Origin of the sequence: Paracidovorax cattleyae (assembly GCF_900104515.1) — a bacterium.
GTDB classification, from domain to species: Bacteria; Pseudomonadota; Gammaproteobacteria; order Burkholderiales; family Burkholderiaceae_C; genus Paracidovorax; species Paracidovorax cattleyae.
This window is the reverse complement of sequence record NZ_FNJL01000017.1, coordinates 1-12455: the sequence shown is the minus strand read 5'-3', so window position 1 is coordinate 12455 and position 12455 is coordinate 1. Positions and strand designations below refer to the sequence as shown.

General features: G+C 68.7%; 11 protein-coding genes and 1 pseudogene. 7 read left to right on the top strand and 5 right to left on the bottom strand.

Annotated features, from left to right (window positions below):
• Positions 1–52: 52 nt before the first annotated feature.
• Both BLR05_RS14835 and BLR05_RS14830 read right to left on the bottom strand, forming a co-directional pair.
• Positions 53–820: an ABC transporter substrate-binding protein gene (locus BLR05_RS14835; protein ID WP_092835517.1), complete on the bottom strand. Its 768-nt coding sequence runs from the start codon at positions 818–820 to the stop codon at positions 53–55.
• 213 nt (positions 821–1033) lie between these two features.
• The gene (locus BLR05_RS14830) at positions 1034–2422 is read right to left on the bottom strand and encodes an L-serine ammonia-lyase (RefSeq protein ID WP_092835515.1); all 1389 of its coding nucleotides are present in this window, start codon (positions 2420–2422) and stop codon (positions 1034–1036) included.
• A 120-nt stretch (positions 2423–2542) separates the two neighbouring features.
• On the opposite strand from BLR05_RS14830, the gene BLR05_RS14825 reads away from it, so the two are divergent.
• Positions 2543–3466: a LysR family transcriptional regulator gene (locus tag BLR05_RS14825; RefSeq protein WP_092835513.1), complete on the top strand. Its 924-nt coding sequence runs from the start codon at positions 2543–2545 to the stop codon at positions 3464–3466.
• Here BLR05_RS14825 and BLR05_RS14820 read toward each other — a convergent pair.
• Positions 3456–4214 (bottom strand): sulfite exporter TauE/SafE family protein, encoded by a 759-nt coding sequence (locus BLR05_RS14820; RefSeq protein WP_092835511.1) that lies wholly within the window; start codon positions 4212–4214, stop codon positions 3456–3458. The two genes, BLR05_RS14825 and BLR05_RS14820, sit on opposite strands and share 11 nt — an antisense overlap.
• Before the next feature lie 301 nt (positions 4215–4515).
• Positions 4516–6210, bottom strand: coding sequence for a GMC family oxidoreductase (locus tag BLR05_RS14815; RefSeq protein WP_092835509.1), 1695 nt, complete (start codon positions 6208–6210; stop codon positions 4516–4518).
• 320 nt (positions 6211–6530) lie between these two features.
• Between BLR05_RS14815 and BLR05_RS14810 the strand changes: the two genes are divergently transcribed.
• The 4 genes from BLR05_RS14810 (at position 6531) to BLR05_RS14795 (ending at position 10267) form a co-directional block, all read left to right on the top strand.
• Complete coding sequence (locus BLR05_RS14810; protein ID WP_092835507.1) at positions 6531–7658, top strand: MlaE family ABC transporter permease; 1128 nt, start codon at positions 6531–6533, stop codon at positions 7656–7658.
• Between the two features lie 4 nt (positions 7659–7662).
• Positions 7663–8547, top strand: a complete 885-nt coding sequence (locus tag BLR05_RS14805) for an ABC transporter ATP-binding protein (protein WP_192883836.1) — start codon at positions 7663–7665, stop codon at positions 8545–8547.
• Positions 8547–9527 carry an MlaD family protein gene (locus BLR05_RS14800; protein ID WP_092835505.1) on the top strand — a complete coding sequence of 327 codons (981 nt, stop codon included), beginning with the start codon at positions 8547–8549 and terminating at the stop codon, positions 9525–9527. Before BLR05_RS14805 ends, BLR05_RS14800 begins: the two co-directional genes overlap by 1 nt.
• 74 nt (positions 9528–9601) lie before the next feature.
• Positions 9602–10267: an ABC-type transport auxiliary lipoprotein family protein gene (locus tag BLR05_RS14795; protein ID WP_092835503.1), complete on the top strand. Its 666-nt coding sequence runs from the start codon at positions 9602–9604 to the stop codon at positions 10265–10267.
• Positions 10268–10327: 60 nt separating this feature from the next.
• Here BLR05_RS14795 and BLR05_RS14790 read toward each other — a convergent pair whose 3' ends face one another.
• Positions 10328–11713, bottom strand: coding sequence for a type III secretion system effector protein (locus tag BLR05_RS14790; protein ID WP_092835679.1), 1386 nt, complete (start codon positions 11711–11713; stop codon positions 10328–10330).
• A gap of 57 nt (positions 11714–11770) precedes the next feature.
• Here BLR05_RS14790 and BLR05_RS26590 point away from each other — a divergent pair, with 57 nt between their 5' ends.
• Entirely contained in the window at positions 11771–11941 is a 171-nt protein-coding gene (locus tag BLR05_RS26590; RefSeq protein ID WP_167361270.1) for a hypothetical protein, read from the top strand.
• 236 nt (positions 11942–12177) lie between these two features.
• A pseudogene (locus BLR05_RS14785) lies at positions 12178–12455 on the top strand (transposase); the annotation flags it as partial.

Sequence of the window (12455 nt, the reverse complement as noted above, 5' to 3'; positions counted from 1 at the left end):
TCCGGAAGGCCGGCCGCGGCGCCGCGTCAGGGCGCCGGCCGGCGGTCAGGGATCAGGGAGTGCAGCGGACGTCTTCGTTGAAGTACTTCTTGGACACGGCGGCATAGCTGCCGTCGGCCTGGATCTCGGCGAAGGCCTTGTTCCAGGCATCGGCCAGGCCGGTGTTGCCCTTGGCCACGGCCGGGGCGATCTTCTCGATGAAGAGCATGTCGCCGAGCTTCAGGCCTGCCTTGGGGTTCTTGGCGGCGACTTCCTTGGCCACGAACTTGTCGGTCACCCAGGCGTCCACGCGCTTGGACGTGAGGGCGCTGCGGGCGTCCACGTCGGTCGGGAAGTTCTTCACGTCCTTCACGCCCGGCACCTTCTTCACGTTCTCGAGGTAGCTCGTGCCGGTCTGCACGGCCACCACCTTGCCGGCGAGGTCCTTGCCCGCGCGGATGGCCGGGTCCATGGAAATCACCATGCCGCCGGAGCAGTAGTGGGGCGTGGCGAAGGTGACGGCCTTGGAGCGCTCTTCCGTCACGCCGTGCGAGGCGATGGCAACGTCCCAGCGGTCCTGCGCGAGGCCGGTCAGCAGGGCGTCGAAGCCCAGCGTCTTCCATTCCACCTTCAGATTCATCTTCTTGGCCACCAGGTTGGCGACCTCGACCTCGAAGCCCGTGAGCTCCGTGCCCTTGAAATAGTTGAAGGGCGCGAACTGCCCCTCCGTGGCGATGATGATCTTGCCGTCCTTCTGGATGGCGTCGATCGGGCGGGCCTGTGCCGAGAAGGCTGCGCACAGTGCCACGGCGGCGGTGGCCATCGTCTTGAGAATCTTCATCTGCGGTTCCTGGTGGGGTGGGACAGGGTACAAAAAATCCGGCTTGGCGTGTGGCGAAGCCGGACATGGTGGACCCGCCGCCCGGGGTCGGGCGTCACGGAGTGGACACATTATAAAGACGGGGCATGGCGCCATGCCCTCTCGAAAATGCGGATGGTCCGGTGCCGCATGGAGCGGCTACACGGCCCAGCAAGAAGCGGACCTGCGCGGCCTTCAGCACTCCACGATGTTCACCGCCAGGCCGCCCCGGGCCGTCTCCTTGTACTTGGTGAGCATGTCGGCCCCGGTCTCGCGCATGGTCTTGATGACCTGGTCCAGGCTCACGAAGTGGGTGCCGTCGCCGTGCAGCGCCATGCGCGCCGCGTTGATCGCCTTGACCGAGGCGATGGCGTTGCGCTCGATGCACGGGATCTGCACCAGCCCGCCGACCGGGTCGCAGGTCAGCCCCAGGTGGTGCTCCATGCCGATCTCGGCCGCGTTCTCCGCCTGGGCCGGCGTGCCGCCCAGTGCCGCGCACAGCGCGCCTGCCGCCATCGAGCAGGCCACTCCCACCTCGCCCTGGCAGCCGACTTCCGCGCCGCTGATGGACGCGTTCTGCTTGTAGAGGATGCCGATGGCCCCGGCCGTGAGCAGGAAGTCCACCACGCCGCGCTCGCTGGCGCCGGGTGCCGTATGCACGTAGTAGTGCAGCACGGCCGGCACGATGCCGGCGGCGCCGTTGGTCGGGGCGGTGACCACGCGGCCGCCGGCGGCGTTCTCCTCGTTGACCGCCAGTGCCCAGAGGTTCACCCAGTCGAGCACCCGCAGCGGATCTTCCGGACGGGGATCGAACGTTCCCAGCCGCTGCGCCAGGCCGGCTGCGCGCCGCTTCACCTTGAATCCTCCGGGCAGCAGGCCCTCGGTGCGGCAGCCGCGCTCGACGCAGCCCTGCATGGTGCGCCAGATGGCCAGCAGGCCGGCGTCGATCTCCGCGTCCGTGCGCCAGTGCCGCTCGTTGGCGCGCATGATCCCTGCGATGTCCAGGCCGTGCGTGGCCGTGAGGCGCAGCAGGTCCGCCGCGTCGCCGAAGGGCATGGGCAGCACCGACGGGTCGGGCGCCACCACCTTGTGCCGCGAACCGTCCGCGGCCACCGCCTCGCTCACCACGAATCCGCCGCCCACGGAGTAGTAGGTGGCTTCGTGCAGCAACTCTCCCGAATTGGCGAGCGCGGCGAACCGCAGCCCGTTGGCGTGGAAGGGCAGGGTCTTGAGGGCGTAGAAGCGCAGGTCGCGCGGCTCGTCGAAGGCGATCGGGTGGCGGCCCGCGAGCGGCAGGCGCCCGCCCGCACGAATCTCTGCCACGTAGCTGCCGATGCGGTCCACATCGACGGTGTCGGGCTCGTGCCCGGACAGGCCCAGCAGCACGGCGGTGTCGCTGCCGTGGCCCTTGCCCGTGGCGCCCAGCGAGCCGTAGAGCTCCGCCTCCACGCGCCCGGTGGCGGCCAGCAGGCCCTGGTGCTCCAGCGCGTGGGTGAACAGGCGGGCGGCACGCATGGGGCCCACGGTGTGGGAGCTGGACGGACCGATGCCGATCTTGAAGAGGTCGAAGACGCTGATGGCCATGGGATCGGAGTGCAAGCTGCGGATGGGCGCACAGCGTAAGCAACAAGTTTCGCCAGGTCCACTGATCTTTCGTGAGGGAATACATTAGCGATCCTGTTGAATCGCGAAAGCCGGCAAACCATGGACATGAACCGCCTGCGCGCCTTGCGCGAACTGGCCCGCTGCGGCACCATGGCCGCGGCCGCCGAGGCGCTGGCCCTCACGCCTTCGGCGGTGTCGCAGCAGATCGCGCAGCTGGAGGCGGAGGCGGGCATCGCGCTCACAGAGCGGCAGGGGCGCGGCGTGCGGCTCACGCCCGGCGGCGAAGCGCTGGTGCGGCACGCGGAGCGCCTGATGGCAGTGCTGGACGAGGCGAAGTCCGAACTGGCGCTGCTGCGGCGCGAACTCGCGGGGGAATTGCGCGTGGCGGCGTTCCCGTCGATCGCCTCCGCGCTGCTGCCCGAGACGATCCAGGCGTTGCGGGCCGCCTATCCGCGCCTGCGCCTGGCCGTGGAGGAAATGGAGCCGGCGGACGGCCTGGCGGCGCTCGGCTCCTGGCGCGCCGACATCGCACTCATCGACCACCTCGCGCTGCGCCGCGACCGGCGGCAGGACGGCTGCGGCTTCGTGGCGCTGGCCCGGGATTCGCTGCACGTGCTGTTGCCCGGCACCCATCCGCTGGCAGCCCGCCCGTGGCTGGGCGTGGCGGACCTGCGGGACGAACCCTGGGCCATGGACGCCGCCTCCAGCAGCTTCGGCGAGTTCGTGCGCAACCTCTGCCTCGCGGAAGGCTTCGAGCCGCGCATGGACGTGCGCGCCCTGGGCTTCGAGGTGGTGTCCGCCATGGTGGGCGCCGGCTGTGCCGTCACCGTGGTGCCGGGCCTGCGCCTGCTGCGCCCGCTGCCGGGCATCCGCGCCGTGCCCCTGCGCCCGGCCGTCGCCCGGGAGATCTCCGTCGCCTTCCGGCGCGGCGAGCGCGACCACCCGGCCGTGAAGGTGTTCATCGACGAGATCGTGCGCGCGGCGGAGCGCCTGTCCCGCCCGGCAGGCGATGTCACCTCATGAATCCGTCATAACCGGTTTTCAGGATGAGCGCGCCCACCACGACGATGAAGATCCCCCGGACGAACCCCGTGCCATGCTTCATCGCCATGTGCGTGCCCAGCATGCTGCCCGCCACGTTGGCCACCGCTAGCGGCAGCGCGAAATGCCACCACACGTGGCCCTTGGCCGTGAACAGGATCAGTGCCGCGACGTTGGTCGCGATGTTGAGCAGCTTGGCCGAGGCCGAGGCGTTCAGGAAGTCGTAGCCCAGCAGGCGCACGAACAGGAACACGAAGAAGCTGCCCGCGCCCGGCCCGAAGAAGCCGTCGTAGAACCCGACGGCGGCGCCGATCAGGCAGGCCACCCGGGTTTCGGTGCCGCCCTCGAAGCGCGGCGCATGGTGTTTGCCCAGGTCCTTGCGCGCCAGCGTGTAGAGCAGCACGGCCAGCAGGATGAAGGGCAGCAGCCGGCGCAGGAAGTCCACCGGGACCACGGTCACGGTCCACGCCCCGGCGAACGCGCCTGCGAAGCCGGTGGCTGCGGCCGGCAGCAGCGCCTTCCAGCGCATCTGCACGCGGCGGCTGTATTGCCAGGTGGCGATGCCCGTGCCCCAGATCGAGCCGCTCTTGTTGGTGCCCATCATGGTCGCCGGGGGCGCGGTGGGGAAGGTGGCGAACAGCGCGGGCACCAGGATGAGCCCGCCGCCGCCCACGATCGCATCCACGAAACCGGCCAGCAGCGATGCCAGCGAAACAATGATCCATTCCATCCCCGGATTGTCTCATTTGCTATCGTTTCAATAGCTTGCGGGCAAAAAAAAGCGCCGGGATCACCGGCGCTTGGGGAAATGGGGCATCTTGTAGGGGATGCTTGGAATGTTTTTCGAGTTCGAGTTTGTCTCCTCGGCCCCCTCGTTGCGCGACGTGCGCGCCATCGGGTAACCGCAATGTAACTCCCGCACCCGCCTGGTGCATTGGGGGTTTCCCGCAGATCGCCTGTGCGCGATGGCGGTGCGCCGGGTGGCCGGGCGGGGGGCCGCGGTGGTGCATCGGCCCGTGGTCGGCTGCGCGTCAGCCGCCGGCCCTGGCTTCGGCGCGCAGCCATTCGGCCGCCTTTTCCGCGATCATCAGGGTGGGTGAATTGGTGTTCCCGCTCGTGATGGCGGGCATGGCGCCCGCATCCACCACCCGCAGGCCCTCGATCGTGCCGCCCCGGCCGTCCCGCACGCGCAGCCGCGCGTCGAGCACGGCGGCGGAGTCGCCGTCGGCGCCCATGCGCGTGGTGCCCACGGGATGGAAGATGGTGGTGGCGATGTCGCCCGCCAGGCGCGCGAGCTCCTCGTCGGTCTGGTATTGCGGTCCCGGCTTCCATTCCTCGGGCCGATAGGGCGCCAGTGCCGGCTGCGCCACGATGCGGCGCGTGACGCGCAGCGAATCGGCGGCCACCTGCCGGTCCTCCGGCGTGCTCAGGTAGCGCGGCGCGATCGCCGGTGCGTCCTGGAACCGGGGGCTCCTTATGCGCACCGTGCCGCGGCTCGTGGGATTGAGGTTGCACACGCTGGCGGTGAAGGCCGGGAAGGTGTGCAGCGGCTCGCCGAACGCGTCGAGCGACAGGGGCTGCACATGGTACTGGATGTTGGGGTGCGGCTGCTCCGGTGCGCTGCGGGTGAAGGCCCCCAGTTGCGAAGGCGCCATGCTCATCGGGCCGGTGCGCTTGAGGGCGTATTCGAGCCCGATGCGCGCGCGGCCCCAGAGGTTGCCCGCCAGCGTGTTGAGCGTGGGCACGCCATTCACCTTGAACACCGCGCGGATCTGCAGGTGGTCCTGCAGGTTGCCGCCCACCCCTGGAAGGTCGTGCGCCACCGGAATGCCGTGCGACTGCAGCAACTCTCCCGGGCCGATGCCCGAGAGCTGCAGCAGCTGCGGCGAGTTGACGGCGCCCGCGCTCAGGATCACATCGCGGGCGGCGTGCGCGGTGACCATCTCGCTGCCGTTCCAGACCTCGACGCCCGTGCAGCGGCTGGTGCCGTCCGGCCGGGTCTCCAGCAGCAGCCGGGCGGCCTGCGCGCCGGTCCACATCTCGAAGTTGGGGCGGCCGTAGCAGGTCGGCCGCAGGAAGGCCTTGGCGGTGTTCCAGCGCCAGCCGTTCTTCTGGTTGACCTCGAAGTACCCGACGCCCTCGTTGCTGCCGCCGTTGAAATCGTCGGTCGCGGCAATGCCGGCCTGCTGCGCGGCGAGCGCGAAGGCGTCGAGCACGTCCCAGCGCAGGCGCTGGCGTTCCACGCGCCACTCCCCGCTGCCTCCGGTGCTGCGGCTGCCGTGCAGTCGCCGGAACGCGTCCGTGGCCGTGTCGGGGCGGTCCAGGCGCCAGTGGTCCTCGTGGCGGCGGAAGGCCGGCAGCACGGATTCCCAGCGCCAGGTGTCGTCGCCGGTGGTTTCCGCCCACTGCTCGTAGTCCCGCGCCTGGCCGCGCATGTAGATCATGCCGTTGATGCTGCTGCAGCCGCCCAGGGTCTTGCCGCGTGGGTAGCGCAGGCTGCGTCCGTTCAGGCCTTCGTCCGGTTCGGTCTGGTAGAGCCAGTCGGTGCGCGGGTTGCCGATGCAGTAGAGGTAGCCCACGGGGATGTGGATCCAGTGGTAGTCGTCCTTGCGGCCTGCCTCCACGAGCAGCACGCGGTGCCGCGGATCGGCGCTCAGCCGGTTGCACAGCAGGGCGCCGGCCGTGCCGCCGCCGATGACGATGGTGTCGAAAGAGGTGTCGCTCATGGAAAGGAGGGCGGGAAGCCGCGGCGCGGCAACGGGCCCGGCCCATTGTGCGCGGCGGTGCCGCGCTGTCGATAGGGAAACACCTGCTGCTCCTGGTTCGATAGCTTTGCCTGTCCATCCATGCAGGCGCCAGGCCGGATTTGATGAAATTTCAACCGGCGCCTTCCGCCATACGGACGGGCTCTGCGCTGACGCGGGCGGCGTGCCGCACTCCGCTAACATCCGGTTGCCGTTTTTGGCGGCACTTTTTTTGCCGTCCGTTCACCGCCACCGCATCCCGCCCGCCCATCCCGACCCCGATCCGGCCCCGTTTCCCCTCCATGAGCGACAGCCAGCCACGCATCACACGCACGGACACCCCCGAAGGGCCGGTCGCGGCGCTGCTCGGCCGCTGGGGCGCTGCGGAACTGGGCACGCGGCCGGCCTGGAAGGCCCTGTCGGCGCAACTGGCGAAGACGCCGCCCGCGTCCGGCCTGGGGTGGGACCTGCGCGGCGTCGAATGGCTCGACCACGTGGGCGCGCAGCTGCTCTGGAACCATTGGGGCCGAGAGTGGCCCGAACGCCTGTCGGTGGACGACGCGCAGCGCGACATGCTCGAGCGCGTGGCTGAATACACCGTCACCCGCCGGCCGCCCGAATCGCCCTGGCGCCTGGCCGAGGAGGTCGATCGGCTCGGTGTGAAGGTGCTCAGCGCCCTCGGCCACGGCCGCCACCTGCTGGAGCTGGTGGGCCAGCTGATGATCGACTTGGTCCGCGTCGTGCGCGCGCCGCGCCGTGCGCCATGGCGCGACATCTCCGGCCACCTCTACCGCATGGGCGCCACGGCCCTGCCCATCACGGCCATCGTGGGCTTTCTGATCGGCGTGGTGCTGGCCTATCTCATGAGCCTGCAGCTGCGGCAGTTCGGGGCCGAATCCTTCATCGTCAACATCCTGGGCATCTCGCTGATCCGGGAACTGGGCCCCATGCTGGCCGCCATCCTCGTGGCGGGCCGGTCCGGCTCCGCCATCACGGCCCAGATCGGCGTGATGCGGGTCACCGAGGAACTGGACGCGATGCGCGTCATGGGCATACCGCACGGCTTCCGGCTGGTGATGCCCCGGGCCGTGGCCCTCGCCATCGCCATGCCGCTGATCGCCGTCTGGACCACGCTGTGCGCCCTCGCCGGAGGCATGCTCGCGGCCGACATCGCCATGGACGTCTCGCCCGCCTATTTCGTGCAGGCGCTGCCCAATGCGGTGGGCTTCTCCAACCTCGTGCTTGCCATGGGGAAATCGGTGGTGTTCGGCGTCGGCATCGCCCTCATCGGCTGCCACTGGGGACTGCGCGTGAAGCCCAACACCCAGAGCCTGGGCGAGGGCACCACGGCCTCGGTGGTGAACGCCATTACCATGGTCATCATCGTGGATGCGCTCTTCGCGATCGCGTTCAAGAACCTGGGGATCTGAGCGCATGACGAGCGAAGCAGAAGCAGAAGCAGACGCCATCGCCACGGGTCCCGCAGCCGCCCCCGAGCCGCCGCCGGCGGACGCGACGCCCGTGGTCGAGATCCAGGGGCTGTCCACCGTGTTCGGCAAGGGCGACGAAGCCTTTGCCGTGCACGAGAACCTCGACCTCACGGTGCGCCGCGGCGAGATTCTCGCGCTCGTGGGCGGTTCGGGCACCGGCAAGACCGTGCTGCTGCGGCAGATGCTGGGCCTCACCCGTCCGGCCAAAGGCAGCGTCACCGTGCTGGGCCGGCCGGCCTCCGAGATGGGCCGGGCGGGCGCCGCGAGCCGCGTGGGCATGCTGTTCCAGCACGGCGCGCTGTTCTCGGCGTTCAGCGTGCTGGACAACGTCGCCTTCGCGCTGCGCGAGCAGGGCACCCTGCCCAGGGACCTGATCTGCGATGCCGCCATGGTCAAGCTGCGCATGGTGGGCCTGAAACCCGAACACGCCACGCGCATGCCCTCGGATCTCTCCGGCGGCATGATCAAGCGCGTGGCGCTGGCGCGCGCGCTCGTCATGGACCCGCCGCTGCTGCTGCTCGACGAGCCCACCGCGGGCCTCGATCCGAACAGCTCCGACGAATTCTGCGAACTGCTGCGCGAGCTGCATGCCGCGCTGGGCCTCACCGTGGTGATGGTCACGCACGACCTGGACACGCTCTTCGCGCTCAGCACGCGCGTCGCGGTCCTCGCGGAAAAGCGGGTCATCACCAGCGGCACGCCGCAGGAGGTAACCCGCTTCGAGCATCCGTTCATTCAACACTTTTTCCTCGGGGAGCGCGGCCGCCGCGCGATGGCGCCCGCGCCATCGGCGCCGCCCGCCGCCGCAGCCCCGGGACAGGAGGCCTGATGGAAAACAAGTCCCATGCCCTGGCCGCGGGCATTTTCGTGGTCGTCGTGGCGGCGCTGCTGGCGGGTCTGGGCCTGTGGCTCACCCGCGACCGGGCGAGCTACCAGCTCTACGAACTGTCCACCCGCGAGAGTGTGGGCGGCCTGCAGCCCCAGGCCGCCGTGCGCTACAAGGGCGTGGCCGTGGGCAAGGTCACGCGCATCGGCTTCGACCCTGATGTGCCGGGCAACGTGCTCATCCGCATCGCCGTCAACGAGCAGGCGCCCGTCACCCCCGCCACCTTCGCGGTGCTGGGCTACCAGGGCGTCACCGGGCTGGCCCACGTGCTGCTCGACGACGGCAACGGACCGCAGCCGGCGCTCCCCCGCGGATCCAGCGGCCTGCCGCGGCTGCCCCTCAAGAGTTCACCCTTCAGCCAGTTGGCGGAACAGGGGCCGGCCATCCTCGCGCAGGTGCAGCAGGCGACCGACCGCATCAACGACCTGCTGGGCGACGAGAACCAGAAACGCTTTTCCCTGGCGCTGGACAACCTGGGCCAGGCCGCCGGCAGCGCCAATGCGCTCATGAAGCGGCTCGACGCCACGGTGGAGCAGCGGCTCGACCCGGCCCTGGCATCGGTGCCGGTCGTGGCCAGCGATGCCCGCGAGACGCTCAAGGCGCTGCGGCAGGCGGGAACCAACGCCGGTGACGCGGCCAACGAGGTCAAGGCCGCCGTGCGCAAGCTCAGCGCCGAAGGCGGGCCGCTGGACCAGATCGCCGACAGCTCGCAATCGCTCTCGCAGGCCGCAGACCGCTTCGGCCGCGTGACGCTACCGCGCCTGAACCACGCCGCCGACGAAACCTCGCGGGCCGTGCGCCGCCTGGGCCGCGCGGCCAGCAACCTCAGCGACAACCCGCAATCGCTGATCTACGGGCCCGGCCGCTCTGCGGGTGGTCCCGGCGAACCCGGCTTCGAGGCGCCGGCCGCTGCGGCACCGTGAAGCGCCGTGCCGGCACCCGCAGGCATGCACCCGCAAGACCTTCCACCGCATCCAAGGACATGACGAGGAACGACATGGCACACCACGCAGTCACCCCCCGGGCCCGCGGCCTCTGGGCCGTCGCGCTCGCGGCCGCAGCGCTCACTGCGGGCTGCTCCGCCCTGCCCGCGCCACCACCCCGTGCCGACGTGTACGACTTCGGTCCCGGCCCGCTGGAGCAAGCGCCCGCCGAGCGCGGCGCGCCGCTGCCGCCCATCGCGCTGCCGGAAGTGGCCGCCGCGGGGCCGGTCGAAGGCAGCACCGCCGTGCTGTACCGCCTGGCCTACGACGATCCGCGCCACCTCCGTCCCTACGGCCAGGCACGCTGGAGCCAGCCGCCCGCGCAGCTCGTGCAGCAGGCCCTGCGCGACCAGCTTGGCTTGCGCCGCCCCGTGCTCATGGGCGACGAGGGTGCATCGCAACTCGTCGATACGGGCAAGCCGCCGATAGTGCTGCGCGTGGAGATCGAGGAGTTCAGCCAGGTCTTCCAGTCGCCCAAGGCCAGCACCGGCGTGCTGCGGCTGCGCGCCTCGCTCGCCGAGTCCACCCCGGCCGGCGAGAAGCTCGTCGCCCAGCGCGTCTTCGTCATCCAGCGCCCGGCCCCCACGGCCGATGCGCGCGGCGGCACCCTCGCCATGGCGCAGGCGGCCGCCCAGGCGGCGCAGGAGGTGGCGCAGTGGCTGGAGCAGATGGGTCGGTAGGAGGGTATGAAGGGCAGTATCCACCGTCTCGGTATTGCAGCAGCCTTCAGCCCGCTATCGTCACGTCCTGGATTTATGGACGATGTTGTCGATGAACGAGGCATTGCGAGCCAACACCGTGTCCACCAGGTCGGCGTCCGGCATCCAGCTGCATCCTGAAAGATGCCCCAAGCCTTGGCGCAACGAAAGAAGCGATGCGGTGGATCTATCAATGTCGAGTGAGGCGTACCAGCGCTTTACCGCCGCCGCTTCGGGCGTGGCGTTCTGGTGCAGCACTTCGCGCATGCAATCGACGACGGCCTCGTGCACCGGATCGAGACCTTTCGCATAACGGCTGTTCAGCACACTCCGGTCGAGCAGCACGTTCAGCGCCAGCCCGGGGTTCTCGATGACCTTTCCCCAGCCATGCCGCACCGGATCCTGCGGACTGGACGTGGCGTCTTTCTCCCGGTCGTAGCGGAACCCCGTGACATCGATGTTCACGACCTGGTGCCGGCCGTCTGCGCCAGGGACGACCAGCATGTTGTCCGGCCCCAGATCGGACGATTCCCCCAGGGTTAGCCGGGTCAGCAGCGACATGAACAGTCCGTCCAACCCCTTCTGTTGCAACGCCTCGCTCAGGGCCCGCTGGCCCGAGCGGAGATTGGCGGGATCGTTGATCCGTGATACCAGTGCCTGCGCCCGTGTGACCTCATCCGGTTCTACCCGGTTTCCGGCAGCGGCTGCCTTGATGAGCGACGCAGCACGTTTTGCGTCCGCGAGCGAAACGCCATCCGGAAGAAAAGGCTGGGTCAGGAAAGCATCGAGCGGCGTGGCGTCCGGAATGAGCCGCGAAGCGATCAACGCATTGTTCTCCACCGTCAGCAGGGAGGAGTCCGGAATATGGTGCTTTGCAAGATAGGTGCCTTGCAATGCATTGACCATGTCCTGCGCGGCAGCCACGTTGATGACATCGAAAATGATCGGTATGCCGAGTGGGTTTTTCAACTGTGGATTTGAGAGGACGAGGCTCGCATGAACGTCGCTGACATCGTTGATGTCCAGCTCGTCCGCCTTCGCTTTCTCCGCCAGTTTTCTTCCTTTCCCGCTTTGGAGAAAGCCATGGAAAGCATCTGTCAGCTCTCGTTCCAGAGCCCCTTTCGCGGTGCCACCCTCCACAAGCCTGTCCCAGGCACTGACGATGTACCCCAGGCGCTTGTTCGCTTCGGAAATCTGCCCTTTCGCACAAAGTGCAACCGCCTGGCCCAGCAAGCTTCTCGAGATTCCTGTCTTGACAAGATGCTCCTCGCCATCGATCTTCCCGACCATTCCGACGTCGCTGCCTCCCAGCGCCTTCTTCGAGCGTGAGAAGACAACGCCATTTCCGGAGGCTCCCGATGCGGCCTGGACGTCGCCTGGGGTACTGTGGGTGGACAGGAACGACAGGTGTCTGATGATCGAGAACATGGCCCCGTGAGGCCGGGGCCCTTGAGCCGGCCTGGCGGGGCGGTCCATCGAAGCCGAATGCCTGGCGAGCAGTGCCTCTCCGTCAAGGGGCTGCGCTGGATCGTCACCCGTCACTCTTCTGCGCGGCAATCCATCCAGCCCCGGGACGTGGATGTGTCCGGCATGGCGACCCGCCGGGACGGCAGGGGCCGTGCTCTGTTCGAGATCATTGGTTCCACGGGAGGATGAGCCCGTGGTGCGTGCCTGACGATTGATTCGATATTCCACGATGTTTCCGCAGCAAATGGAAAATCTTGGGGAATAGAAGCCGCATCGCACAGTCAGCCTGCGTACCAGTCCATCGATAAACGAAAATCAAACCGCAGCGCGGCAACGGAGCCCACGCGTTCCCATGGGCTGACCTGCTCCCCATAGGGCGTACCAATAGAAGGTTAGTAGAGTCCGTTTTCAGAGGAAGAACGGACATGAAGAAGAGCAGATTCACCGACGAGCAGATCATCGGGTTCCTCAAGCAGGCTGAAGGCGGCATGCCGGTCAAGGAACTGTGCCGCCTGGGCGGCTTCAGCGACGCGACCTTCTACAAGTGGCGCGCCAAGTTCGGCGGCATGCAAGCCAGTGAGGCCACACGACTACGCGAGATCGAGGGCGAGAACGCCAAGCTCAAGAAGCTGCTGGCTGAGGCCCACCTGCACATCGAAGCGTTGAAGGTGGGCTTCGGGGTAAAGCGCTGACCCCGCAGGCC